Origin of the sequence: Oryzibacter oryziterrae (assembly GCF_021864535.1) — a bacterium.
Taxonomy (GTDB): domain Bacteria; phylum Pseudomonadota; class Alphaproteobacteria; order Rhizobiales; family Pleomorphomonadaceae; genus Pleomorphomonas; species Pleomorphomonas oryziterrae.
Genome location: NZ_JAKJIC010000013.1, coordinates 131,449 through 155,184, shown reverse-complemented (window position 1 = coordinate 155,184; position 23,736 = coordinate 131,449). Strand labels below are relative to the sequence as shown.

Annotated in this window: 20 protein-coding genes and 1 other RNA gene; 13 read left to right on the top strand and 8 right to left on the bottom strand. The window is 64.3% G+C overall.

The window, feature by feature from the left end:
• Positions 1–176: 176 nt before the first annotated feature.
• Positions 177–782, bottom strand: a complete 606-nt coding sequence (recR, locus tag L2I41_RS15050; RefSeq protein ID WP_237154389.1) for a recombination mediator RecR — start codon at positions 780–782, stop codon at positions 177–179.
• 55 nt (positions 783–837) lie between these two features.
• Positions 838–1,164 (bottom strand): YbaB/EbfC family nucleoid-associated protein, encoded by a 327-nt coding sequence (locus L2I41_RS15045; protein ID WP_237154388.1) that lies wholly within the window; start codon positions 1,162–1,164, stop codon positions 838–840.
• 122 nt (positions 1,165–1,286) lie between these two features.
• Between L2I41_RS15045 and L2I41_RS15040 the strand changes: the two genes are divergently transcribed.
• Positions 1,287–2,210: an alpha/beta hydrolase gene (locus tag L2I41_RS15040; protein ID WP_237154387.1), complete on the top strand. Its 924-nt coding sequence runs from the start codon at positions 1,287–1,289 to the stop codon at positions 2,208–2,210.
• 31 nt (positions 2,211–2,241) lie between these two features.
• Here L2I41_RS15040 and L2I41_RS15035 read toward each other — a convergent pair whose 3' ends face one another.
• The 5 genes from L2I41_RS15035 to ffs all read right to left on the bottom strand — a co-directional run bounded on the left by L2I41_RS15035 (position 2,242) and on the right by ffs (position 6,809).
• Entirely contained in the window at positions 2,242–2,979 is a 738-nt protein-coding gene (locus tag L2I41_RS15035) for an amino acid ABC transporter ATP-binding protein (protein WP_237154386.1), read from the bottom strand.
• Positions 2,980–2,982: 3 nt separating this feature from the next.
• Positions 2,983–3,825 carry an amino acid ABC transporter permease gene (locus tag L2I41_RS15030; RefSeq protein WP_237154385.1) on the bottom strand — a complete coding sequence of 281 codons (843 nt, stop codon included), beginning with the start codon at positions 3,823–3,825 and terminating at the stop codon, positions 2,983–2,985.
• 8 nt (positions 3,826–3,833) lie between these two features.
• Positions 3,834–4,658, bottom strand: coding sequence for an ABC transporter substrate-binding protein (locus tag L2I41_RS15025; RefSeq protein ID WP_237154384.1), 825 nt, complete (start codon positions 4,656–4,658; stop codon positions 3,834–3,836).
• Between the two features lie 200 nt (positions 4,659–4,858).
• Complete coding sequence (locus tag L2I41_RS15020) at positions 4,859–6,688, bottom strand: DNA polymerase III subunit gamma/tau (protein WP_390634277.1); 1,830 nt, start codon at positions 6,686–6,688, stop codon at positions 4,859–4,861.
• Positions 6,689–6,712: 24 nt separating this feature from the next.
• Positions 6,713–6,809: signal recognition particle sRNA small type (gene ffs, locus L2I41_RS15015), an RNA gene on the bottom strand.
• Positions 6,810–6,938: 129 nt separating this feature from the next.
• On the opposite strand from ffs, the gene L2I41_RS15010 reads away from it, so the two are divergent.
• The 9 genes from L2I41_RS15010 (at position 6,939) to trpA (ending at position 16,190) form a co-directional block, all read left to right on the top strand.
• Positions 6,939–8,792: an extracellular solute-binding protein gene (locus tag L2I41_RS15010; protein ID WP_237154382.1), complete on the top strand. Its 1,854-nt coding sequence runs from the start codon at positions 6,939–6,941 to the stop codon at positions 8,790–8,792.
• Positions 8,793–8,824: 32 nt separating this feature from the next.
• Complete coding sequence (locus L2I41_RS15005; protein ID WP_237154381.1) at positions 8,825–9,925, top strand: microcin C ABC transporter permease YejB; 1,101 nt, start codon at positions 8,825–8,827, stop codon at positions 9,923–9,925.
• A gap of 3 nt (positions 9,926–9,928) precedes the next feature.
• A complete protein-coding gene (locus tag L2I41_RS15000; RefSeq protein ID WP_237154380.1) occupies positions 9,929–11,044 on the top strand; it encodes an ABC transporter permease in 1,116 nt (371 codons plus the stop codon).
• Positions 11,045–11,054: 10 nt separating this feature from the next.
• Positions 11,055–11,306 carry a hypothetical protein gene (locus tag L2I41_RS14995; protein WP_237154379.1) on the top strand — a complete coding sequence of 84 codons (252 nt, stop codon included), beginning with the start codon at positions 11,055–11,057 and terminating at the stop codon, positions 11,304–11,306.
• Entirely contained in the window at positions 11,303–11,758 is a 456-nt protein-coding gene (locus tag L2I41_RS14990; protein WP_237154378.1) for a type II toxin-antitoxin system VapC family toxin, read from the top strand. The genes L2I41_RS14995 and L2I41_RS14990 overlap by 4 nt, the downstream gene beginning before the upstream one ends.
• A complete protein-coding gene (locus L2I41_RS14985) occupies positions 11,755–13,377 on the top strand; it encodes an ABC transporter ATP-binding protein (protein ID WP_237154377.1) in 1,623 nt (540 codons plus the stop codon). The genes L2I41_RS14990 and L2I41_RS14985 overlap by 4 nt, the downstream gene beginning before the upstream one ends.
• Before the next feature lie 67 nt (positions 13,378–13,444).
• Complete coding sequence (locus L2I41_RS14980) at positions 13,445–14,104, top strand: phosphoribosylanthranilate isomerase (protein WP_237154376.1); 660 nt, start codon at positions 13,445–13,447, stop codon at positions 14,102–14,104.
• A gap of 23 nt (positions 14,105–14,127) precedes the next feature.
• Positions 14,128–15,351 (top strand): tryptophan synthase subunit beta, encoded by a 1,224-nt coding sequence (trpB, locus tag L2I41_RS14975; protein WP_237154375.1) that lies wholly within the window; start codon positions 14,128–14,130, stop codon positions 15,349–15,351.
• 8 nt (positions 15,352–15,359) lie between these two features.
• The gene (gene trpA / locus L2I41_RS14970) at positions 15,360–16,190 is read left to right on the top strand and encodes a tryptophan synthase subunit alpha (protein ID WP_237154374.1); all 831 of its coding nucleotides are present in this window, start codon (positions 15,360–15,362) and stop codon (positions 16,188–16,190) included.
• A gap of 432 nt (positions 16,191–16,622) precedes the next feature.
• On the opposite strand, the gene L2I41_RS14965 is transcribed toward trpA, so the two are convergent.
• Positions 16,623–18,998 carry a glycoside hydrolase family 3 N-terminal domain-containing protein gene (locus L2I41_RS14965; protein WP_237154373.1) on the bottom strand — a complete coding sequence of 792 codons (2,376 nt, stop codon included), beginning with the start codon at positions 18,996–18,998 and terminating at the stop codon, positions 16,623–16,625.
• 227 nt (positions 18,999–19,225) lie between these two features.
• Between L2I41_RS14965 and L2I41_RS14960 the strand changes: the two genes are divergently transcribed.
• The 3 genes from L2I41_RS14960 to L2I41_RS14950 all read left to right on the top strand — a co-directional run bounded on the left by L2I41_RS14960 (position 19,226) and on the right by L2I41_RS14950 (position 23,731).
• Positions 19,226–20,236 (top strand): LacI family DNA-binding transcriptional regulator, encoded by a 1,011-nt coding sequence (locus L2I41_RS14960; RefSeq protein WP_237154372.1) that lies wholly within the window; start codon positions 19,226–19,228, stop codon positions 20,234–20,236.
• Positions 20,237–21,032: 796 nt separating this feature from the next.
• Entirely contained in the window at positions 21,033–21,962 is a 930-nt protein-coding gene (locus L2I41_RS14955; RefSeq protein ID WP_237154371.1) for a sugar ABC transporter substrate-binding protein, read from the top strand.
• 224 nt (positions 21,963–22,186) lie between these two features.
• Positions 22,187–23,731, top strand: a complete 1,545-nt coding sequence (locus tag L2I41_RS14950; RefSeq protein ID WP_237154370.1) for a sugar ABC transporter ATP-binding protein — start codon at positions 22,187–22,189, stop codon at positions 23,729–23,731.
• The last annotated feature ends 5 nt before the right edge of the window (positions 23,732–23,736 follow it).

The window sequence follows — 23,736 nt, the reverse complement described above, 5'->3', positions numbered from 1 at the left end:
CGGTGGCTTTCGGCGAGGACGCGCTGGCGACCGATGAGGGCGAAGTGGCGCGTCTCGAAATCCCCCTGCGCCTCGATGCGGCCCAGAGCAACTGACCAGCGACTGTTGCAGGCATGAAGGAGACTGTGCGCGCCTTGAAGGGCGCGGGCCGCGATCCGCGCACAGCCGCTCCCACCTCAGAATGGCGTGCGCGACCTGATCGCTGCCGTGAGCGTGCCCTCGTCGAGATAATCGAGTTCACCACCGACCGGCACGCCATGGGCGAGGCGGGTGATTCGGACCTCGAGACCTTCCAGACGATCGGTGACGTAATGCGCCGTCGTCTGGCCGTCCACCGTGGCATTCACCGCCAGGATGATTTCCTTGACCGCAGGATCCTGCGCCCGGTCAACCAGACCGGCGATGTTGAGATCGTCCGGCCCGATCCCGTTGAGGGGCGACAGCACGCCGCCGAGCACATGATAGCGGGCGTTGACGGCGCCGGCGCGTTCCAGCGCCCAGAGGTCTGCCACGTCCTCGACGACGACGATGGTCGAGCCGTCGCGGCCGGGATCGGTGCAGACGGCGCAGGGATCGGACGTATCCACATTGCCGCAGCAGGAGCAGACCTTGACCCGGTCACGGACCACGCCCATGGCCTCGGTCAGCGGTGCCAGCAGCTGATCGCGGCGCTTGACCAGTTGCAAGGCTGCGCGGCGCGCCGAACGCGGTCCGAGGCCCGGCAAGCGCGCCAGCAGCTGGATCAGCTTCTCGATTTCCGGTCCGGTGACGCGGCGTGCCAAGTCTCAACTCCAGAGTTTCGGTCGGGCCAGCAAGGCCCGGGGCTGCGTGTTGCGATCAGAACGGCAGCTTGAGGCCGGGCGGCAGCTGCAGACCGCCGGTCACGGCGCCCATCTTGTCGGCGACCAGGGCATCGACCCGCGCCTTGGCGTCGGCATGGGCGGTGACGATCAGGTCTTCCAGGATTTCAGCGTCGTCGGGGACGATCAGGGACGGATCGATGCTGATCGCCTTGAGTTCGCCCTTGCCGGTGAGCGTCACCTTGACAAGGCCACCGCCGGAGGTGCCTGTCGCCTCGGCGCGCTGGATCTCTTCCTGTGCTTCGGCCATCTTGGCCTGCAGGGCCTGGGCCTGTTTCATCATCTTGCCGATATCGCCGAACATGAACGTCTCCACACTGCCGATGGGTCTGCGATTGGATTTGGCGGCTCCGGTCCCCATTGTCAAACGACTTTCTTGCCGAGGCCGAATCGGAGGAAAGTGCCGACCCACCCCAAGGAGAGACCATGCCGCTGCATCCCGACATCGCCACCCTTCTGGCCGAGGCTGACGCGCCTGGATTGACCCCGCTTGAACAGATGACCATCGCCGAAGCACGCCGGCTCGATGCCGAGGATCCGCCGGCCCCGGGCGTGCCGCTGGACGCGGTTGTCGATCTTGGGAACGGGCCGGTGCCCTTGCGCCTCTACCGTCCCTTTGGCGCGCCGACGCCGGCACCGGCAATCGTGTTCATCCACGGCGGCGGTTTTGCCCTGTGTACGCTCTCCTCCTACGACGGCCTGTGCAGCCGGCTTGCCGCCGACAGTGGTGCTGTGGTCGTGTCGGTGGATTATCGTCTGGCGCCGGAGCATCCCTTTCCCGCTGCGCCCGACGACTGTCGCCAGGCGCTGCGCTGGATCGCCGCGCAGGCTTCGGCGCTCGGCTGCGATCCGGCGCGCCTGATGGTGGCCGGCGACAGTGCCGGCGGCAATCTGGCCGCCGTTGCAGCGCTCGACGCCCGCGATGGCGGCGGCCCCGACCTGCTGGGACAGGTCCTCGTCTACCCGGTCACCGCTCATTACAGCGCGGGGCTCGCCTCCTATGGCGAATGCGCCACGGGCTACGGGTTGACGGCGGCGGGCATGAAATGGATGTGGGACCATTATGTGAGCGACCCGGCGCTTCATCGCCATCCCAGGCTTTCGCCGCTCTTCGCGCCGGAGCTTGCAGGCCTGCCGCCCACCTTTCTGGCTGCAGTCGAGTATGACATCTTGCGCGACGAAGCCGTGGCTTATGCCGAACGCCTCAAAGCAGCGGGCAACGCGGTCTGGCATCGGCTCTACCCGGGTGTCCACCACGGCTGCCTCAGCCTGCTCGGACAAAGTGACGCCGCCGATCCGCTCTGGCGCGACATGATCGCCTGGATCCGCGCCCGCTTCGCTGCCGCCTGAAAGCGCTCCGTACCGAAGGGAGTGCCTCGGTTCAGAGAATGCGGCTCAGGAACTCGCGGGTGCGGGCTTCCTTGGGATTGCCGAAGATCTGCGCCGGCGGGCCGGCCTCGGCGATCACACCCTTGTCGAGGAAGCAGACCCAGTCGGCGGCCTCGCGGGCAAAGCTCATCTCGTGAGTGGCGAGCACCATGGTCATGCGCTGGCTCTTGAGCTGGCGCACCACGTCGAGCACCTCGCCCACCATTTCCGGATCGAGTGCCGAGGTCACCTCGTCGAACAGCATGATCTCCGGCTTCATGGCCAGCGCGCGAATGATGGCCACGCGCTGCTGCTGGCCGCCCGACAACTGGTCGGGATAGTGGCCGATGTGGCTCTTGAGGCCGAAGCGCTCGAACATGGCGGTGATCTCGTCCCTAAGCTCGGCGCGGCTCCTGCGATGCACGCGGCGCGGCGCCAGCATCACATTCTCGATGGCCGTCATGTGGGGGAAGAGATTGTAGCTCTGGAACACCATGCCGATGCGGCGGCGCAGCGGCAGCGGATCGATCTCGGGATCGGCGATGTCGAAGCCGTCCAGCAGGATCTGGCCGCTGTCGATGGGCTCCAGAAGATTGATGCAGCGCAGGAGCGTCGACTTGCCGGAGCCGGAGGCGCCGATCAGGCAGACCATGGATCCCTCGGCAACGGTCAGGTCGATGCCGCGGCAGACCTCGTGTTCGCCGAAGCTCTTGCGCAGGCCGACAAGCTTGAGTTTTTCGTGCGTTTGCATGGCTCAGCTTCGCTGCCGGTTCTGTCGCTCGATCAGCCGATCCGCGTAACGCGTGGCCGGAATTGTCACGGCGAGGAATATGATCGAGGCGCCCACATAGGGCGTGAAGTTGGCGGCCAGCGACTTCTCGACGCCGGCCTGGCGCAGGATCTCCACCGGGCCGATCACCGACAGCAGGGCCACGTCCTTCTGCAGGGCGATCAGAATGTTCATGTTGGCGGGAATGACGCGCCGGATCGCCTGCGGCAGGATCACGAAGCGCATGATGTCGGAGGGCGTGAGCCCGAGCGACATCGCCGCCGAACGCTGCGACTCATGGATGGATTCGATGCCGGTGCGGATGATCTCGGCGACATAGGCGGCGTAGGTGCACACCAGCGCCAGCGTGCCCCAGATATAGGGGCTGTTCCACGGGCGCGGCAGACCGAGGCCGGGAATGCCGAAGCCGAACAGATAGATGACCAGCATCACCGGCACGCCGCGGAAGACGTCGTTGTAACCGATGGCGAACAGCTTGAGGGGAAACAGCGCGGGAGAGCGGACATCGCGGCAGAGAGCCATGGCCAATCCGCTCACGGCGATCAGCGGCGCACTCCAGGCGAAGATCATGATGTCGACCAGGAAGGCCGACAGGAGCTTGGGAAAGGTCTTGGCGAACACTTCCCAATCGAAGAAGGAGGCCTGAACCTTCGACCAGCCGGGCGCCATGGGGATGAGGATCCACAGCGCCAGCACGACGGCGGCCGTACTGGCCGAGGCGACAGCAAAGCCTCGGCGACGAATGCGCTCCTCGCGGATACGGCGCGGATTGACCGCGCCGCTTGCCTGGAGCTTAGGCTTTTCCAATGCGCCGGTCACTTGATCACAGGGACCCCGGTGGCGGACGACAGCCATTCGGCTTCGATCTTGGCCAGGGTACCATCGGCCTTCATGGACTGCAGCGCCTTGTCGACGCAGGCCACGAGCGGATTGCCCTTCTCGAGAACCATGCCGAACTGGTCGAGGCCTTCGGAATTGTCGGTCGGGAACTGGCCGAGCACCACGCCGTCGTCCATTTCCACGGCCGACTCGTAGAGGGCGGTCGGCAGGTCGAGCATGGTGGCGTCGATCTGGCCCGACTTCAGCGCCTGCACCACGTCGGCGGTGTCGTTGAACATCATCGGGTCCTTGTCCGGACCGACGGTCTTGGCGAGGATGCCGCCGGCGGTCGTACCGGCCGCGACGCCCCACTGCAGCTTCTTGAGCGCGGCAAGATCCGGCTTCAGACCGGCCTCGACGGTGGGCTTGCGCACCAGAACCGCGGTGGCGGCCGTGTAATAGGAATCCGAGAAATCGATCGTCTTCTTGCGCTCTTCGGTGATCGAATATTGCGCGACGGAGAAGTCGAAATTCTTCGGGCCCGGCTGGATGCCTTCGTCAAAGGTGGCAACCGCCCATTCCACCTTGTCGTGGGGATAGCCAATGCGCGCGGCAACTTCATAGACCACGGCGGCTTCGAAGCCCTTGCCGGCCGAGGGGTTGTTGTCGGCCACCCAGGGGAAGTAGGCCGGATCGCCCGTCGCCGGGGTCAGCACGCCGTCCTTGACGGTCTTGGCTGCGCAGACTTCACCCGCCGAAGCCGAAAACACGGAAAGAGCAATGGCCGAGGCAGCCATCGCGATCACGCGCACAAGCGACATATCCTGAACCCTCATTGACAGAAGCCGCGAAACCGCGCCCGCAGCCCCTCATTGAACCCTGACCTCAACAAGGGACAAGCAAGGCGAACTGTCAAGTTCGACAAGGCCCGATTATCGCCGGTTCCACGCAAAATCATTGCGTTGGCACCAACGGCCTCGCTTGCAGCAGGGTTTGCAGCCGGCTCGGCGTGCCGCGCCGGTCAGGGCTCGAAATCCACGTCGCCGTCAAAGATGCCCGCGGCCCAGTCGCCGGTGTCCTCGAACACCGGATCAATGGACAGCGCATCCTCGTAGACGGGTGCCGCCTCATCCACCACGTCGCCATCCTCGAACTTGACGTCGACGATCTCCGCGCCGGGGAACGTGCGCAGGATGGCGGCGACCACCGGGTCGGCCCGGGCGTCGTCGACGGCCTGGGTGCGGCGCGCTTCGCGCATTTCATGCAGCGTCGGCTGGCCGTCCTCGCGCGCAATGGCAACGATCCAGCGCTTGCCGGTCCAGGCGGAGAGCTTGCGGCCGAGATCGCCGGCGAGATTGGGATTGGCGCCGGCGACCGGATTGAACTCCAGCCGACCGTCCTCGAAGCGCACCACACGCACGTGGCGTTCGAGGGCGAATTTCAGGGCGATGTCGCGGTTCTTCTCGGCGAGACGGACGGCCTCCTCGATGGTGCCCAGCGAAATGGCGTTCTCGGCCTCCGCCTGAGGACTGGCAAGGCGCGCCGTCGCACCGCCGCGCGGCCCGGTGAGCCCGCCCTGGATCACCATGCGCGGGCCGGGACCGCCACCACCCTGCCCGCCGGCACCGCCCGACGACGGGGCGCCCTCGCCACCGGAGAAGGCCCCCGACTGCAGCATCTTCAGCGCTTCGTCGGGCGTGGGCAGATCGGCGGCATAGGCAAGGCGCACCAGCACCATTTCGGCGGCCGGCAACGGCCTCGGCGCGGTCTGCACTTCGGCGATGCCCTTCATCAGCAACTGCCAGGCGCGCGAGAGCACGCGCACCGACAGCTTGCCGGCAAAATCGCGACCGCGCGTGCGCTCGGCTTCGGTGAGCGAAGCGTCGTCGGCACTTTCGGGCACGTGCTTGAGACGCGTCACCAGATGCACGAAGGAGGCGAGGTCGGCGAGAATCACCGACGGATCGGCACCGGTGTCATATTGATCGGTGAGGATGGTGAGGGCAGAGGCAACATCGCCCTTCATCACCGTCTCGAAGAGATCGACCACGCGCGTGCGATCGGCGAGGCCGAGCATGGCGCGCACCGTCTCCGCCGACACATGGCCGCCGCCATGGGCAATGGCCTGGTCGAGGATGGTCAGGGAGTCGCGCACCGAGCCTTCGGCGGCGCGGGCGATCATCGCCACCGCCTCATCGTCGATGGTCACCGCTTCGGCACCGGCGATCTTGCGCAAGTGATTGGCGAGCGTGCCCGTCTCGACGCGCCTGAGATCGAAGCGCTGGCAGCGCGAGAGCACGGTGATCGGCACCTTGCGGATCTCGGTGGTGGCGAAGACGAACTTCACATGTTCCGGCGGCTCTTCCAGCGTCTTCAGGAGCGCGTTGAAGGCCTGCGTCGAGAGCATGTGCACTTCGTCGATGATGTAGACCTTGTAGCGGGCCGACACCGGCTTGTAGCGCGCCGCCTCGATGATCTCGCGCACATCATCGATGCCGGTATGCGAGGCGGCGTCCATCTCGATGACATCCACATGCCGGCCTTCCATGATGGCGCGACAATGGGTGCCCTCTTCCTCGATATGCACCGAGGGGCGATCGACCTTGCCGGGGATCTCGTAATTTAGGGCGCGAGCCAAGATGCGGGCGGTGGTGGTCTTGCCGACGCCGCGTACGCCGGTCAGCATCCAGCCCTGGGCGATGCGGCCGGTCTCGAAGGCGTTTTCGAGCGTGCGCACCATGGCGCCATGGCCGATCAGATCGGCAAAGCTCTGCGGACGGTATTTTCTGGCAAGAACCCGGTAGGGCGACGCCGAGGGCTTCTGATCGGAGGGCGTCAGACTGTCGGACATGCGCATATACCAGGAAAAAAGAAGGTGGGAGGCCGACGAGTGACCCGAGCCGAAGCTCGTTGGGGCTGCTTCCTTCCGGACCTGACCCGGTTGGCGAGTGGTTCGTCCACAGCCAACCTCCCGCCCTTCATATCGCGATCTTGCGTGAAAAAAGCAAGAGGCTTCGTCGGCGAACATCGGGAATGGATTGCGTTGCGGCGGCTTTGATGGAAATTTCGCAAAGACCATGGTTTTTTCGCGAGGATTGCCGATGATTCGTTTTGCGTTCGCATTGTCTGCCGCCCTGGTGGTCGCCGGCCTTGCATCCGTGCCGCCGGCGCTTGCCGACGAACCGGTCTGGCGGCATGCGAGCGCGCTCAACGGCGAGCCGCGCTATCCCGCCGATTTCAAGCATTTCGACTATGTGAACCCCGACGCCCCCAAGGGCGGCACGGTTCGCTTCGGCGTCGAGGGCGGTTTTGACAGCACCAATGTCTATCTCGGCACCAAGGGCGATCCCGCCTCCGCGGTGGCGCAGGTCTACGAGGCGCTGACCACCGAGTCGCTCGACGAGTACAACATTTCAGCGACCTATGGGCTGCTGGCCGACAAGTTACGCTATCCAGATGATTACGCCTGGGTGGACTATCACCTCAACCCGGCAGCCCGATGGTCCGATGGCCAGCCGGTGACGGCGGACGACGTCATCTGGTCGTTCACGACGCTGAAAGACATCTACCCGCTGTTCGCGTCCTATTATGGTCACGTCGTCAAGGCCGAAGACGCCGGCGACAACGTGATCCACTTCACCTTCGATGCCCCTGGCAACCGCGAACTGCCGCACATCGTCGGCCAGCTGCCCGTGTTGCCGCGCCATTGGTGGGAGGGCAAGGACGCCTCCGGCAAGCCGCGTGACATCAGGGCAACGACACTCGAAGCGCCCATGGGCTCAGGCCCCTACAAGGTGACGTCGGTGGATGCCGGCCGGCAAATCGTGCTTGAACGGGATCCCAATTATTGGGGCAAGGACCTGCCCGTGAATGCCGGCATCAACAATTTCGATCGGATGAGCTACGAGTATTTCCTCGACCCGACCGTGTTGCTTGAAGCCTTCAAGGGCGACAAATACGATTTCCGTCTCGAACGCTCGGCCAAGATGTGGGCGACGGCCTACGACTTTCCCGCAAAGACCGAAGGGCGCGTCGTCACGGAGACCTACCCCAAGCGCGGCGTTGGTGTGATGCAGGCTCTGGTGGTGAATCTCCGCCTGCCGAAATATCAGGACGCCCGTGTGCGCTCGGCGCTCAACTATGCCTTCGACTATGAAACACTGAAGCACAACGTCTTCTACGATCAGTATGACCGCATCAACAGCTATTACTTCGGCACCGAGCTTGCCTCCTCCGGCCTGCCTTCGGCCGAGGAGCTGAAGCTTCTGGAGCCGCTCAAGGACCAGATCCCGGCCTCGGTGTTCACCACGCCTTACACCAATCCGCTCGGCGGGTCGCCGGAGGCGCTGCGCAAGAACCTGCGGGAGGCCATCCGGCTCTTCGGCGAGGCTGGCTGGACGCTGCAGGATGGGGTGATGAAGAATGCCAAGGGCGAAGCCTTCACCATCGAGTTCAAGACCAACGACCAGCTGAGCGAACGCTACGTGGCGCCCTACGCCAAGGCCCTGAAGCTGATCGGCATCGATCTTGTCTTCCGCGTGGTGGATGACGCCCAGTATCAGAATGTGATGGACAGCTTCTCCTTCGACATGACCACCGGCATCTGGGGCGAAACGCTCTCGCCCGGCAACGAGCAGCGCGAGAACTGGGGTTCGGCGGCCGCCGACAAGCCGGGATCGCGGAACCATGCGGGCATCAAGAATGCCGCTGTGGACAAGTTGATCGACGCCGTGATCTTCGCCCAGGACCGGCCAGCGCTGGTGACCGCCACCCACGCGCTCGACCGGGTACTGCTCGCCAACAATTTCGTCATTCCGCTGTTCTATTCGCTCAACGACCGCATCGCCTACTGGAACCGCTTCTCCCATCCCGACAAGCTGCCGGAATACAGTGTCGGTTTCCCGACCGTCTGGTGGTATGACGCCGCCAAGGCTTCCGCCACCGGCGGCCCCTGACACGACCAAGAGCCCAAGGATCCAGAAGCTTCATGGCAGCCTATCTTCTCCGGCGCATCCTGCTGATGATCCCGACCCTGATCGGTATCATGGCGATCAACTTCATCGTGGTGCAATTCGCGCCGGGCGGCCCGGTCGAGAAGGTCATCGCCAAGATGCAGGGCACGGATGTGGACGCCACCGCGCGCTTCAACGGCGGCTCGGGCGACACGGCGCAGGCCGATCAGGGCGGCGAGGGGTCCATGACCTCGAAATATCGCGGGGCTCAGGGGCTCGATCCGGAGTTCATCAAGAAGCTCGAGAAGGAGTTCGGCTTCGACAAGCCGCCGCTCGAACGTTTCGGCCTCATGCTGTGGAACTATGCCCGCTTCGACTTCGGTCAGAGCTACTTCCGCTCCATCTCGATCATCGATCTCATCAAGGAGAAAATGCCGGTCTCGATCTCGCTCGGCATCTGGATGACGCTGCTGAGCTACGGCATTTCCATCCCGCTCGGCATTGCCAAGGCGGTGCGGGACGGGACCCAGTTCGACGTGTGGACCTCGGCGGTGATCGCGGTGGGCTATGCGGTGCCGAGCTTCCTGTTCGGCATCCTGCTGATCGTGCTGTTTGCCGGCGGATCCTTCTGGTCGGTGTTTCCCTTGCGTGGACTGGTCTCGGAGAACTGGGCCGATCTCAGCTGGCCCATGCGCATCGCCGACTATTTCTGGCACATGGCGCTGCCGCTGATGGCCATGGCGACGCATGCCTTCGCCACCACGACATTGCTGGTGAAGAACTCCTTCCTCGACGAGATCCGCAAGCAATATGTGCTGACGGCCCGCATGAAGGGCCTCCCCGAGCGGCGCGTGCTCTACGGCCATGTGTTCCGCAATGCCATGCTGATCGTCATCGCCGGCTTCCCCGGGGCCTTCATCGCGTCCTTCTTTGCCGGCTCGCTCCTCATCGAAACGATCTTCTCGCTCGACGGGCTCGGCCTACTCTCCTACAACGCCATCATCGATCGTGATTATGCCGTTGTCTTTGCTACACTTTATGTCTTTTCGCTGATGGGACTCGCCGTCAATATCCTGTCCGACCTCATGTATATGTGGATCGATCCGCGCATCGATTTCGAAAGCCGGGAGGTCTGAGCGATGGCCAACGCATCCGATCGCCCCTGGCTCAGCCCGGTCAATCGCCGCCGCCTCGCCAATTTCCGCGCCAACCGGCGTGGCTGGTGGTCCTTCTGGATCTTTGCCGTGCTGTTCGTGGCGACGTTGCTGTCCAACTTCATCGCCAACGACAAGCCGCTCGTGGTCTCCTACAAGGGCGAGATCCTGTTCCCGGTCTTCGTCGACTATCCCGAGAGCAAGTTCGGCGGCTTTCTTGCCATCACCAACTATCGCGACCCCTTCAATCGCGACGAGATCGAGCAGAATGGCTGGATGATCTGGCCGCCGATCCGCTATTCCTTTGACACCGTCAACTCAAGCGCCCCGACGCCGGCCCCCTCGCCGCCGGCCTTCCTGCTGTCGCCGGAGGACCGCTGCAAGGGCTATACGGACGGAGTGGCCGACAAGGATTGCGTTGCCGGCAACATGAACTGGCTCGGCACCGACGATCAGGGGCGCGACGTGATCGCCCGGGCGCTCTATGGCTTCCGCATTTCCGTGCTGTTCGGCCTGACGCTCGCCTTCTTCTCATCGATCATCGGCGTGATCATCGGTGCGGTGCAGGGCTACTACGGCGGCCTCCTCGATCTCCTGATGCAGCGCTTCATCGAGATCTGGAACGCAGTGCCGACGCTCTATCTGCTGATCATCATCTCCTCGGTGCTGGCGCCATCCTTCTGGATCCTGCTCGGCATCCTGCTGGCCTTCTCCTGGACGCATCTGGTCGGCGTGGTGCGCGCCGAGTTCCTGCGGGCGCGCAACTTCGAATTCGTCCGCGCCGCCCGGGCACTCGGCGTGTCCAACACAACGATCATGACGCGGCATCTCCTGCCCAACGCCATGGTGGCGACGCTCACCTTCATGCCCTTCATCCTCAACGGGTCGATCACCACGCTGACCTCGCTCGATTATCTCGGCTTCGGCCTGCCGGCCGGCTATCCGTCACTGGGCGAACTGCTGCGGCAGGGCAAGGCCAACGTCTTCGCCCCCTGGCTCGGCATCACGGGCTTCTTTGTGGTGGCCGTCATGCTATCCTTGCTCATCTTCGTGGGCGAAGCCGTGCGCGACGCCTTCGACCCCCGCAAGACCTACTCGTGAGGAGGCGGCGATGAACAAGGTGGTCACGTTGGAAATGCTCGCTTCCGAACTGCCTGAGAAGGTCCGCGGCGCTATCGCGTCCGATCACCGCGTCGAGGTCAGTGTGCGCGACCTGGGCGTGGAGAAAGACCAGCCGCTGCGGAAGGGAAAGGGCGTGTTTTCACGCCATTTCGACATTCACTTCCAAAATTTCAGCTCGACCGATGACGTCCTTGATCACATCAGAGCCATACGCGACGGCGAGGATGGTTCGCAAGAATGACCACCCGCATCTATGTTGACACCAACATTTTCATATCAGCTTTTGAAGGGGCTTTGCCGAAGGCGGAGGAAATCCGCAGGATCATGGCGCTCTTGGAAACCCCCGCTTTCCTGCCCGTCACCAGCGAGTTGACGATCGCGGAGCTGTTGGTCGGCCCCTTGATGTCAGGCAACACCGTCTTGGCCGATCGCTACAAGGCGATTCTTGGTTCGCCAGACGAACTTGAGGTCATTGGGATCAACAGGCAGGTCTTGGAAAGATCCGCGCAGATAAGAGCCCGCAGACAGTCCCTCAAGTTACCCGACGCAATACATGTTGCCACGGCTGTGCAAGCTGGGTGCCGGCTGTTCTTGAGCGATGATCGACGCATGCGTATGGATCTGCCAGACCTCGCATTTGCTGGATCTCAAGCAGGGGAAGCTGTAGCCGCTCTCGAAAGTCTCGCCCCATGACAGAACCTCTTCTTGCCGTTCGCGATCTCTCCGTTGCCTTCGCGCAGGGCAGCAGCACCGTCACTGCCGTCGACCGCATCTCCTTCACGCTGATGAAGGGGCGGACGCTGGCGATCGTCGGGGAATCGGGGTCGGGCAAGTCGGTCACGGCCTTGTCGATCCCGCGGCTGCTGCCGCCATCGGCCAGCCATCCCAGCGGCGAAATCCTGTTCAAGGGCAAGAACCTTCTCAAGGCCGGCGAAGCCGACCTGCTCGCCCTCCGCGGTTCGGACATCACCATGGTGTTCCAGGAACCGATGACCTCGCTCAACCCGCTGCACACCATCGAGCGGCAGATCGGCGAGATCCTCGACCTGCATGGCGGTGCCGCCGGCCGGGCGCGCCGGGCGCGGATCGTCGAGTTGCTCACCGAGGTGGGCATTCCCGATCCGGCGAGCCGGCTCGGTGCCTATCCGCACCAGCTGTCCGGTGGCCAGCGGCAGCGCGTGATGATTGCCATGGCGCTCGCCAACGCGCCCGATCTTCTGATCGCCGACGAGCCGACCACGGCGCTCGATGTCACGGTGCAGGCGCAAATCCTTCAGCTGCTGAAGGGCCTGCAGGAAAAGCATGGCATGGCCATCCTGTTCATCACCCACGACCTCGGCATCGTCGAACGGTTTGCCGACGACGTGGTGGTGATGACCGAGGGCAAGATCGTCGAGCAGGGACCGACCGCCAGGGTCTTCGCAGCACCGCAGCACGCCTATACGCGGCATCTGCTGGCCGCCGCGCCCAAGGGCGAACCGCCCGTTCCGGATGACGCTGCCGCCGAGGTGATGACCGCGCGCGATCTGCGCATCTGGTTTCCCATCAAGGCCGGCTTCCTGCGCCAGACCGTCGGGCATGTGAAGGCGGTTGACGGGGTGTCCCTGACGGTGCGGTCCGGCCAGACCCTCGGGATCGTCGGCGAGAGCGGTTCGGGCAAGACCACGCTCGGCCTAGCGCTGTTGCGCCTCATCTCGTCACAGGGCGCGATTTCCTTCGGCGGCCAGGCGATCGAGGGGCTGAACTCCAAGGGCATGCGACCGCTTCGGCGCGACATTCAGGTGGTGTTCCAGGACCCCTATGGCTCGCTCAGTCCGCGCATGACGGTCGCCGACATCATCGCCGAGGGGCTGAAGGTGCACGAGCCCGGCCTCTCCCCTGAGGAACGCGATCGGCTGGTGGTCTCGGCTCTTGAGGAGGTCGACCTCGATCCGGAGGCTAGGCATCGCTACCCGCACGAGTTTTCCGGCGGCCAGCGCCAGCGCATCGCCATCGCGCGGGCCATGGTGCTGAAGCCGAAGTTCGTCATGCTGGACGAGCCGACGTCGGCGCTCGACATGAGCGTGCAGGCACAGGTGGTCGACTTGCTTCGCGACCTGCAGCGCCGGCACGGCCTCGCCTATCTCTTCATCAGCCATGACCTCAAGGTGGTCAAGGCGCTCGCCAATGACCTGATGGTGATGAAGAACGGCAAGGTGGTCGAAGCCGGCCCCGCGGCAGAAGTGTTCGCCAATCCGCGCGAAGCCTATACGCGCGCCCTGCTCGCCGCGGCCTTCCGGCTGGAGAGCCGGGAGGGGGCCGTCGCGGGGTGACCGGCGGGCGCTGGTCCAAGCGATTCCTCTCGACTTTCCGGCCTTGTCATGGCACTTCCGACAGGCCATGACACACGCCTCCCTCCTCACCAAGATCTGCGGCCTGTCGACGCCAGAGACTCTGATTGCCGCGCTCGACGCCGGTGCCGACATGATCGGCCTTGTGCAGTTTCCGCCGAGCCCGCGCCATGTCGACCTCGGCAAGGCCGCGGAACTGGCTGCGCTTGCCCGTGGCCGCGCCAGTGTGGTGGTCCTGACGGTCAATCCCGATGACGCCCTGATCGATGCCATCCTCAAGGCAGTCTCCCCGGACTTCATCCAGCTGCATGGCAAGGAGACGGTGGATCGGGTTGCAGAGGTACGGCGGCGGATCCCCGTGATCAAGGCGCTCGGCATTGCCACAGCCGAGGACGTTGCGGCCGCGCGCGCCTATGACGGCGCTGCCGATTATCTCCTGCTCGACGCCAAGCCGCCCAAGGACGCGACACGGCCGGGCGGGCTCGGTCAGGCCTTCGACTGGTCGCTTCTCGACAGCTTCAAGGTCGGCACCTCAGTCTTGCTTTCCGGCGGCCTTCACCCTACCAACGTTGCCGAGGCCATTTCCCGCGTCCGCCCCGAGGGCGTGGACGTGTCGTCGGGTGTCGAAAGCGCACCGGGCGTCAAGGACAAGGCAAAGATAGAGGCCTTCCTGATCAATGCGCGCGCCGCCGCCGGCAGCATGCGTTGAGGGAACCTGAGGGACGGAACGACATGAACGATATCGCCAAGCCCAACAGCTATCGCACCGGCCCGGACGAACGAGGCCATTTCGGCATTTTCGGCGGCCGCTATGTGGCCGAAACGTTGATGCCGCTGATCCTGGAACTGGACGCGGCCTATACCGCCGCCAAGGCCGATCCCGCCTTCCAGGCCGAGCTTGCGGCATTGGGCGCCACCTATACCGGCCGTCCCTCGCCGCTCTATCTTGCCGAGCGGCTGACCGCCCATCTGGGCGGCGCCAAGATCTACTTGAAGCGCGAAGAGCTCAATCACACCGGTTCGCACAAGGTGAACAACTGCCTCGGTCAGATCCTGCTGGCCAAGCGCATGGGCAAGACGCGCATCATCGCCGAAACCGGCGCCGGCCAGCATGGCGTCGCCTCGGCCACGGTTTGCGCGCGCTTCGGCTATCCTTGCGAAGTCTACATGGGCAAGCTCGACACCGAGCGGCAGAAGCCCAACGTGTTCCGCATGAATCTCCTGGGTGCCAAGGTGCATCCGGTCACCGCCGGCAACGGCACGCTCAAGGACGCCATGAACGAGGCGCTGCGCGACTGGGTGACCAATGTCGAGAACACCTATTACATGATCGGCACCGCCGCCGGCCCGCATCCCTATCCGGCCATGGTGCGCGACTTCCAGTCGGTGATCGGCATCGAGACCCGCGAACAGATCCTCGCCGTCGAGGGCCGCCTGCCCGACGTGGTGGTCGCCGCCGTCGGCGGCGGGTCCAATGCCATCGGCATCTTCCATCCCTTCCTCGACGATCCGAGCGTCGAGATCGTCGGCGTCGAAGCCGGCGGCCATGGGCTGGACGTCTACAACGGCCACGCCGCCTCGCTGAACGGCGGTCGTCCGGGCGTGCTGCATGGCAACCGCACCTATCTGCTGCAGGATGACGACGGCCAGATCCTCGAAGGCCATTCGATCTCCGCCGGCCTCGACTATCCGGGCATCGGCCCCGAGCACTCCTGGCTCAAGGAAAGCGGCCGCGCCCGCTATGTGCCGGCCACCGACACCGACGCGCTCGAAGCCTTCAAGCTGCTGACCCAGATCGAAGGCATCATCCCGGCGCTCGAATCGGCGCATGCCATCGCCGAGGCGATCCGCCTCGCGCCGACACGCGGCAAGGACGAGATCATCGTCGTCAACCTCTCGGGCCGCGGCGACAAGGATGTCTTCACCGTCGGCAAGATTCTCGGCTTCGATCTGTGAGTATGCCCATGCGTCCCGTTACCCGTATCGATGCCCGTCTTGCCAAGCTGAAGGCCGAAGGCCGCGCGGCGCTCGTCACCTTCGTCACCGCCGGCGATCCGAACTATGACACCTCGCTTGAGATCCTGAAGGCGCTGCCGGGCGCCGGTGCCGACATCATCGAGTTCGGCATGCCCTTCTCCGACCCCATGGCCGAGGGCCCGCCGATCCAGGCGGCGACGCTGCGCGCGCTCGGCAATGGCCAGACCATGGCGAAGACGCTGGAGATGGTCCGCGCCTTCCGCGCCGGTGACAACGAGACGCCGATCGTTCTGATGGGCTATTACAATCCCATCTATATCTACGGCGTGGAGCGTTTCCTCACCGATGCCAAGACCGCTGGCGTCGACGGCCTGATCGTCGTCGACCTGCCGCCGGAAGAAGACGAGGAGCTTTGCGTTCCCGCCCTCGCCCATGGCGTCAGCTTCATCCGCCTGGCGACGCCGACCTCCGACGACAAGCGCCTGCCGGCGCTGATCCGCAATACCTCCGGCTTCATCTACTATGTCTCGGTGCTGGGCGTGACCGGGGTCAAGAGCGCGGCGGCCACCGATGTGGCCGAGGCGGTGGAGCGCATCCATCGCCATTCCGACCTGCCCGTCATGGTCGGTTTCGGCGTCAAGACCGGTGATCAGGCCAAGGCGATCGCAGCCAAGGCCGAAGGCGTGGTGGTGGGATCGGCACTGGTCAACGCCGTACGCGACAGCCTTGAGGACGGCAAGCCAACGGGCCGCACGGTGAGCGCCGTGACCGACCTCGTCCGCGAGCTGGCGGCCGGCGTGCGCGCAGCCCGCGCCTGATCCACTCGGGAAGACAAGATATTTCGCGCGGGGGCTTCGGCCCCCGTTTTCGTTTGCGTGGGGATGCACATGGCATGCTCCAGGGAAGTCTTCCCGAGTTCACGGACCCAAGACAGGATGTGATCGAAGTAATGCACTGAGGCTAAATGCAGACCTGTGGACAGGACTCCGTTTCCTCAAAACTCGCTCACCTTATTGTGAATCCCGGTCCGGAAATTGCCTTAGTTTAGCCGCGGCGCATTTTCATGCTTCACGCATGAAAATACTGAATCTTTTCGCCGCTCTGGCGCTCAGCACCCTCATGTGGTTTGGCATTGCGGCCGTCGTCCGCGGCATGTGGCACGACGTGCGAATCGCCGAGTCGCAGTCCGCAGTCCATCCCGGCTAGAAGCCTCTCCGCCAACCGGCGAACAGGCTGGCGCCGTCGTCCGGTCATGGCGCCACCGTGACCCGGCTCTCCATCCGCCAGGCCCGGGGCAGGTGATGCACGGTGCCGGTCAGCCGTACCACCGCCTTGAGGCGAATGTCGCCACTCGATGCGCCGATCATCAGCTCGAAGTCGCCGGGTTCGACGATGCGACCGCCCTCCGGTCCGGTGAAGTTGAGCATGTCGGTCGGCACGGTCATGGTCACCTGCCGCGCCGCGCCCGCTTCGATCTCGACGCGGCCGAAGGCCTTGAGTTCCTTGACCGGACGAACCACCGACGCCAGCACATCGCGCATATAGAGCTGCGGCACCGCCACGCCCTTGCGCGCTCCGACATTGCGAATGGTGAAGCTGACCACCACCTCGCCGCTGCGGCAATCCACCAGGGGATCAGCGAGCGTCAGGTCTTCATAGGCGAAATCGGTGTAGGAGAGACCGTGCCCGAAGGGATAGCGGCTGCCGAAATGCAAGGCCACCGGCGTGCCGGAACTCTTGAACTTGTGATTATAGAAATAGGGCACAGCGCCGACGGAGCGGGGCACGGAGACCGTCAACCGGCCGGAGGGTTCCACCCGGCCGGTCAGCACGTCGGCGAGTGCCGTTCCCCCTTCCTGGCCGCCGAAGAAGGCCATCACCTGGGCTGCCAGCTGGTCTTCAAGACCGCCGAGATTGTAGGGGCGACCATTCGTCTGGACCACGATGACGGGCTTGCCGGTGGCCACCACGGCCTCGAGGAGCTGCCGTTGCACGCCTGGCAGCTCCAGCGTCTCCACGTCCGACCCTTCACCGACCGTGCCGGCCTGGAACAGGCCCGAGAGGTCGCCGACGCAGACGATGGTCACGTCCGAGGCTGCGGCCGCGGCCACGGCCTCGGGGATCAGATCGAGCCGGGTCGACAGACCGCTCTGCTTGCGCTGCAGCGCTGCGGCATCGGGCACGTCGCCGGGGAAGACCGGAGCGCCGGACGAGCGCTGTTCGAGGATGTGGCAGCCCTTGGCATAGGTGACCTTGTTGGCGCCCAGGAGATCGCGGAAGGCGGCATATGGCGTGCGCACATTGCTGGCTGCTTCCATCTGGTCCGAAAGGATCAGATGGACTGGGAAGGTGTAATCGCCGAGCAAGGCCAGCGGATCGTCGGCGGTCGGCCCGATCATGGCGATGGTCTCGTGACCCTTGAGCGGCAGGATGCCGTTGTTGTCGAGAATGGTCACGGCCTGTTCGGCCACCTTGCGCGCCGTCGCCACCGCCGACGGGGTCTCAAGGACAATGGCGCCCTCGTCGGCATAGGGCTTTTCAAAGAGGCCAATGCGGACCTTTTCCGTGAGCACGCGGCGGACGATCTCGTCGATGGTCTCGAGCGTGATTTCGCCGCGATCGAGCGCGGTCTTGAGATGCTGGGCGCAGTCCTCACCCGGCAGCTCGATGTCGAGGCCGGCATTGAAGGAGAGCGCCGCGGCGGCGGCCCTGTCCTCGGCGATGCCATGGTGGGTGGCAAGCAGGGTGACGCCGATATAGTCGGCGACGATCAGACCGTCGAAGCCCCAGTCCTCGCGCAAGACCTTGGTGAGCAGATGCCGCGAGGCATGGCAGGGTTCATTGTCGATGTCGTGATAGGCCGGCATCACCGAACCGGCGTTGGCAAGCTTCACGGCCATCTCGAAGGGCAGGAGGAAGATGTCGTTGAGTTCGCGCCAGCCCAGATGCACCGGCGCGTGATTGCGGCCACCCTCGGAGAAGGAATGGCCGACATAGTGCTTCAGCGTGGCCAGAAGATCGCGCTTCTCGCCCTGCAGGCCGCGCACATAGCGGCTGGCCAGTACGCCCACCAGATAGGGATCTTCGCCGAAGGTCTCCTCTGTGCGGCCCCAGCGGGCGTCGCGCGCCACGTCGAGCACCGGCGCGAGCCCCTGGTGACAGCCGATGGCGCGGGCTTCGAGACCGATGTGACGGCCCACCTCCTCGATGAGGTCGGGATTGAAGGTGGCGCCGAAGGCGAGCGCCGAGGGGAAGAGCGTGCCACCGCGAGCCATGATGCCGGTCAGGCATTCCTCGTGGCTCATCACGGGAATGCCGTGCCGTGTCTCCTCCACGAGCACCTTCTGCAAGGCATTGAGCGCGCGAACGCCCGGTTTGGGATCGACCACATGGGTGCCGAGCGGACGCGTGATCTGGCCGAGACCGTTCAGCAGTCGCTGGCGCAGATGGGCGGGGTCGGTGGAGCCGATGAAGGCATCGTCGCGAACCTTGTGGTCGCCATCTTCCGAGAGAATCAGCCAGAGGGCGTGCATCTGCGCGATCTTCTCGTCGAGAGTCATGCGGACGAGGAGATCGTCGACGCGGGCTTCGACGGCGCGGGTGGGGTCCTTGTAGAGCGGCAGCATGGCGCAGTTTCCTGAAGGGAGGTGGGCGCGGTCGACGGGACCGGTCGAGGCCGCCGCGCACGGCGAGAGCAGGATGGGGCTAACGTTAGCGCTAACGTTACAGGTCGTCAATTGCCGCTGCGGTTGCGCCTGGCACCCGCGAAGGGGCGCATTTGAGCCGTTGTGCCGGCAGCGCAGGCGCGTTAATGCAGGTTGAGCCCGATAACGTGGAAGGAACGGCCGCGGTCATGGCGCAAAGCAGAGGTCCGACCCTTGCCGAAGTCGCAAGGATTGCCGGCGTGTCGCTGATGACCGCGTCGCGGGCTGTCAACAATCGGCCCGGCGTGTCGGATGAGAAGCGCGAGGAGATCCTCGGGATCGCCGACGCCATCGGCTATGTGGCCAATCGGGCGGCGCAGAAGCTGTCCGGCGGGCGAACGCATGTGATCGGCGTCATCGCGCAGCTGCACACCCCGTTCACCAGCGATCTCGTGCTCGGCATCGGCAGCGCGGCGCGGGCGGTAGGCCATGAAATGCTGGTTTACTCGCTGCCCGATGAAGGCCGTCGGCCGCCGGACAGCGTCGTCGACCTGCTGCATCAGGTCGCCGATGGCGTGATCGTCATCCTGCCCTACGCGTCGGACTATCTCACCAATCTCTCGCGCTCGCATATCCCGATCGTCACCATCGAGGCGGGAGAGACGGCGGAGTTCCCGACGGTCGCCGCCGACAACTATCACGGCGCGGCGCAGGCGATCCGGCATCTGCACGACCTCGGCCACCGGCGCATCGGCTTCATTACCGGCAATGAGCGGCTTGCCTCGGCACGCGACCGCCATCGCGCCTTTGTGGACCTGCGCCACCAGCTCGGGCTCGACGCCGACGACGACCTCGTTGCCATGGGCGACTTCACGCAGCGGGGCGGCTTCGTCGCGGCAGAGCGCCTCATGGCCCTTGCATCGCGACCGACCGCCATTTTCGCGGCCAATGACGCACAGGCACTCGGCGCCATGACGGCGATCCGGCAGGCAGGCTTGAGCGTCCCGCAGGACATTTCGCTGATCGGCTTCGACGACATCCTGCTGGCGGCACAGATGCACCCGCCGCTGACCACCATACGCCAGCCGCTGGCGCAGATGGCCCGCGCCGCCATCAAGCTGTTGCTGACCCTGGTGGCCAAGGGCGAGCCGCCCGCGACCCCGATCACCCTGCCGACGCAACTGATCGTGCGCGAAACGACGGCGCCGCCCCGCGCTTGATCGGCGTTACGGGGACTTGTTCACCGGAAATCTCCGTTGATCCCCCTGGCAAGCATGGAATGGCCATATCAGAAAGTAGCAATCGGCAGCCCTTGACGACCCAATTTTTGGAACAAGCCTTCCATTTTTCCCTGTCATATTTCACTTTCAGTCCATTCCGGCGGGGCCCTCGCACTTTGATCAAGGCCCTGGGCATGAGCGAACCGCGCCACACGGGCACCTTGCCAGACAATTTGCGCCCGCAAAGAATGCTCTACCGTCGAGCAAGGAAAGATGAGTTTTACCGACAACTGTCGCAGGAGCCAGAAGGTCGAGCGTCGCGGCCCGGAGTCTGCGGTCGGCGCCAAGGACTCGCGGCCAATACTGCATGGAAGCCGGACTCCGGCTGCGGGAATTACACTCACGACAACATCTTTTATATCTGATATATCACATATATTCTATGAATCTTTTCTTTGTAAATCTCATCTTCTGCTGACCCTACTACTGAGCAGGAACCTTCTGCCGACTCACCGGCATTCCCTCCCGCGTGGGCGGCCGATCATCCTGGCGACGGTCGAATTTGCCCCCATGAACGCGACAACGACTCTGCCTTCCGCCAAATTCCCCCTTGACCCATCCGATTAAAATAGAATATTTGTTCTGATATTGTTTGACGACGACTTTTTTGTTGCATTGCGGAGATGGTGCAACAGGAAACGTGCGGGGATGGCGGTGGAGGCCGGTGCCCTGCGCTTTGGAGAGGATCCGGATTTTTACGGGGTGCGAACCGGACACCCCTTGTGGAGGAGAGAACATGAAGAAGCTTTTCCTGACGTCCGCACTGGCCCTCGTCCTGTCGACGGCCGCCCATGCCGAAACGATCGGCGTGTCCATGGCCCTGTTCGACGACAACTTCCTGACCGTTCTGCGCAACGGCATGATCGACTATGCCAAGACGCTCGACGGCGTCACGCTGCAGGTGGAAGACGCCCAGAATGACGTCTCCAAGCAGCAGAGCCAGATCCAGAACTTCATCGCCTCGGGCGTGACCGCCATCGTGGTCAATCCGGTCGACACCGACGCCACCGAAGCCATGTCCAAGCTGGCTGCCGACGCCGGCATCCCGCTCGTCTACGTCAACCGCCAGCCGGTCAACGTCGACACGCTGCCCGACAAGCAGGCCTTCGTTGCCTCGAACGAAGCCGAGTCCGGCACGCTCGAAGCTCAGGAAGTCTGCAAGCTGCTCGGTGGCAAGGGCAAGGCCGTGGTGATGATGGGCGAACTGTCCAACCAGGCGGCGCGCATGCGCACCCAGGACGTCCATGACGTCTTCAAGACCGACGCCTGCAAGGGCATCGAGATCGTTGAAGAGCAGACCGCCAACTGGCAGCGCACCCAGGCGTCCGACCTGATGACCAACTGGCTGTCGGCCGGTCTCGAGTTCGATGCCGTCATCGCCAACAACGACGAAATGGCTGTCGGTGCCGTTCAGGCGCTCAAGGCCGCTGGCCGCGACATGAAGACCGTCGTGGTGGGTGGTGTTGACGCCACGCAGGACGCGCTTGCCGCCATGAAGGCCGGCGATCTCGACGTGACCGTGTTCCAGAACGCCGCCGGCCAGGGCCGTGGCGCGCTCGACGCTGCTCTGAAGTTCGCCAAGGGCGAGACGGTCGACAAGAAGGTCTACATCCCCTTCGAACTCGTCACGCCGGAAAACGTCGACAAGTACATCACCAAGAACTGATCCGTCTTCGTCTGGGGCAAGCGGGTGCCAGCCATCCGCTTGCGACCGGAAGACGTCCCGACCGGACGGCAACATCCGATCGGGAGAGACTGCACAGACAAGTCAGGGCGCGGCGGGCCAACCGGCGGCGCGGCGCCCTTTGACCTTGAATGCAGAGACGTTTCGCGCCGGGCGCCAAGGGTTGCCCCCGGACGCCAACTTGCCAGGACCATCAGGGGGTCGAGATGACCATCAGCCCGTCGACCATGGCGGCCGTGCGCGCCAGCGGCGCCATTCCCAACGCCGAATTCCTGCTCACCGTCGAAGGCGTCCGCAAGGAGTTTCCAGGCGTCGTTGCCCTGGATGACGTGCAGTTTCGCCTCAAGCGCGGCACGGTGCATGCGCTGATGGGCGAGAACGGCGCGGGCAAATCGACGCTGATGAAGATCCTCGCCGGCATCTACCATCCCGACAAGGGCGAGGTGCGCCTCAAGGGCCAGGTGATCCGCCTGCAATCGCCGCTCGACGCGCTGGAAAACGGCATTGCCATGATCCATCAGGAACTCAACCTGATGCCCTTCATGACAGTGGCCGAAAACATCTGGATCCGGCGCGAGCCGCTCAACAAGTGGGGCTTCGTCGACCACCGCGAGATGTACCGGCGCACGGCTGCCCTGTTCGAGCGCCTGCATATCTCCATCGATCCGGGCATCGAAGTGCGCCAGCTGTCGGTGGCCAATCGCCAGATGGTCGAGATCGCCAAGGCGGTCTCCTATGATTCCGACGTGCTGATCATGGACGAGCCCACTTCGGCGCTGACCGAGCGCGAGGTGGAACATCTGTTCCGCATCATTCGCGACCTGCGCGCCCAGGGCATCGGCATCGTCTACATCACCCACAAGATGAACGAGCTGTTCGAGATCGCCGACGAATTCTCGGTGTTCCGTGACGGCCGCTACATCGGCACCCATGCCTCCAAGGACGTGACGCGCGACGACATCATCCGCATGATGGTGGGTCGCGAGATCACGCAGATGTTCCCCAAGGAGATCGTGCCGATCGGCGACGTGGTGCTTTCGGTGAAGGACCTCTGCCTTGACGGCGTGTTCCGCGACGTGAGCTTCGAGGTGCGCGCCGGCGAGATCCTCGGCGTCGCCGGTCTGGTCGGCTCGGGCCGCTCGAACGTGGCCGAAGCGTTGTTCGGCGTCACGCCGGCCAGCTCCGGCACCATCACGCTCAACGGCCAGCAACTGAGCATCAACAAGCCGTCCGACGCCATCCGCAACCACATGGCCTTCCTCACGGAAGACCGCAAGGATACCGGCTGCCTGCTGCTGCTCAGCGTGCTCGACAACATGCAGGTGTCGATCCTGCACGACAACAGCTACGTCAAGAATGGCTTCGTCGAGGAACGGCGCGTCGCCACCGCCTGTACGGAGATGGCACAGAAGCTGCGTGTCAAGACGCCCAACCTGGCCGAGCCGGTGCAGAACCTCTCCGGCGGCAATCAGCAGAAGGTGCTGATCGGTCGCTGGCTGCTGATCAATCCCAAGGTGCTGATCCTCGACGAGCCGACGCGCGGCATCGACGTGGGCGCCAAGGCGGAAATCCACCGTCTCGTCACCGAACTCGCCCGACAAGGCGTCGCCATCATCATGATCTCCTCGGAAATGCCCGAGGTGCTCGGGATGAGCGACCGCATCATGGTCATGCACGAGGGCCGGGTCACCGGCTTCGTCGATCGGGCCGACGCCACTCAAGTGAAAATCATGGATCTGGCCGCTCGCTGACGGCG

Bases quoted from the DNA above. Each gene is read 5' to 3' on its own strand.
- L2I41_RS14955 (WP_237154371.1), top strand. From the start codon at position 21,033: ATGAAGAAGCTTTTCCTGACGTCCGCACTGGCCCTCGTCCTGTCGACG.
- L2I41_RS14985 (WP_237154377.1), top strand. From the start codon at position 11,755: ATGACAGAACCTCTTCTTGCCGTTCGCGATCTCTCCGTTGCCTTCGCG.
- L2I41_RS15025 (WP_237154384.1), bottom strand. From the start codon at position 4,658: ATGTCGCTTGTGCGCGTGATCGCGATGGCTGCCTCGGCCATTGCTCTT.
- L2I41_RS14980 (WP_237154376.1), top strand. From the start codon at position 13,445: ATGACACACGCCTCCCTCCTCACCAAGATCTGCGGCCTGTCGACGCCA.
- L2I41_RS15045 (WP_237154388.1), bottom strand. From the start codon at position 1,164: ATGTTCGGCGATATCGGCAAGATGATGAAACAGGCCCAGGCCCTGCAG.
- L2I41_RS14960 (WP_237154372.1), top strand. From the start codon at position 19,226: ATGGCGCAAAGCAGAGGTCCGACCCTTGCCGAAGTCGCAAGGATTGCC.
- L2I41_RS15040 (WP_237154387.1), top strand. From the start codon at position 1,287: ATGCCGCTGCATCCCGACATCGCCACCCTTCTGGCCGAGGCTGACGCG.
- L2I41_RS14950 (WP_237154370.1), top strand. From the start codon at position 22,187: ATGACCATCAGCCCGTCGACCATGGCGGCCGTGCGCGCCAGCGGCGCC.
- L2I41_RS15005 (WP_237154381.1), top strand. From the start codon at position 8,825: ATGGCAGCCTATCTTCTCCGGCGCATCCTGCTGATGATCCCGACCCTG.
- L2I41_RS14995 (WP_237154379.1), top strand. From the start codon at position 11,055: ATGAACAAGGTGGTCACGTTGGAAATGCTCGCTTCCGAACTGCCTGAG.
- L2I41_RS14965 (WP_237154373.1), bottom strand. From the start codon at position 18,998: ATGCTGCCGCTCTACAAGGACCCCACCCGCGCCGTCGAAGCCCGCGTC.
- L2I41_RS15010 (WP_237154382.1), top strand. From the start codon at position 6,939: ATGATTCGTTTTGCGTTCGCATTGTCTGCCGCCCTGGTGGTCGCCGGC.
- trpB (WP_237154375.1), top strand. From the start codon at position 14,128: ATGAACGATATCGCCAAGCCCAACAGCTATCGCACCGGCCCGGACGAA.
- L2I41_RS15020 (WP_390634277.1), bottom strand. From the start codon at position 6,688: ATGTCCGACAGTCTGACGCCCTCCGATCAGAAGCCCTCGGCGTCGCCC.
- L2I41_RS15000 (WP_237154380.1), top strand. From the start codon at position 9,929: ATGGCCAACGCATCCGATCGCCCCTGGCTCAGCCCGGTCAATCGCCGC.
- L2I41_RS15035 (WP_237154386.1), bottom strand. From the start codon at position 2,979: ATGCAAACGCACGAAAAACTCAAGCTTGTCGGCCTGCGCAAGAGCTTC.
- trpA (WP_237154374.1), top strand. From the start codon at position 15,360: ATGCGTCCCGTTACCCGTATCGATGCCCGTCTTGCCAAGCTGAAGGCC.
- L2I41_RS14990 (WP_237154378.1), top strand. From the start codon at position 11,303: ATGACCACCCGCATCTATGTTGACACCAACATTTTCATATCAGCTTTT.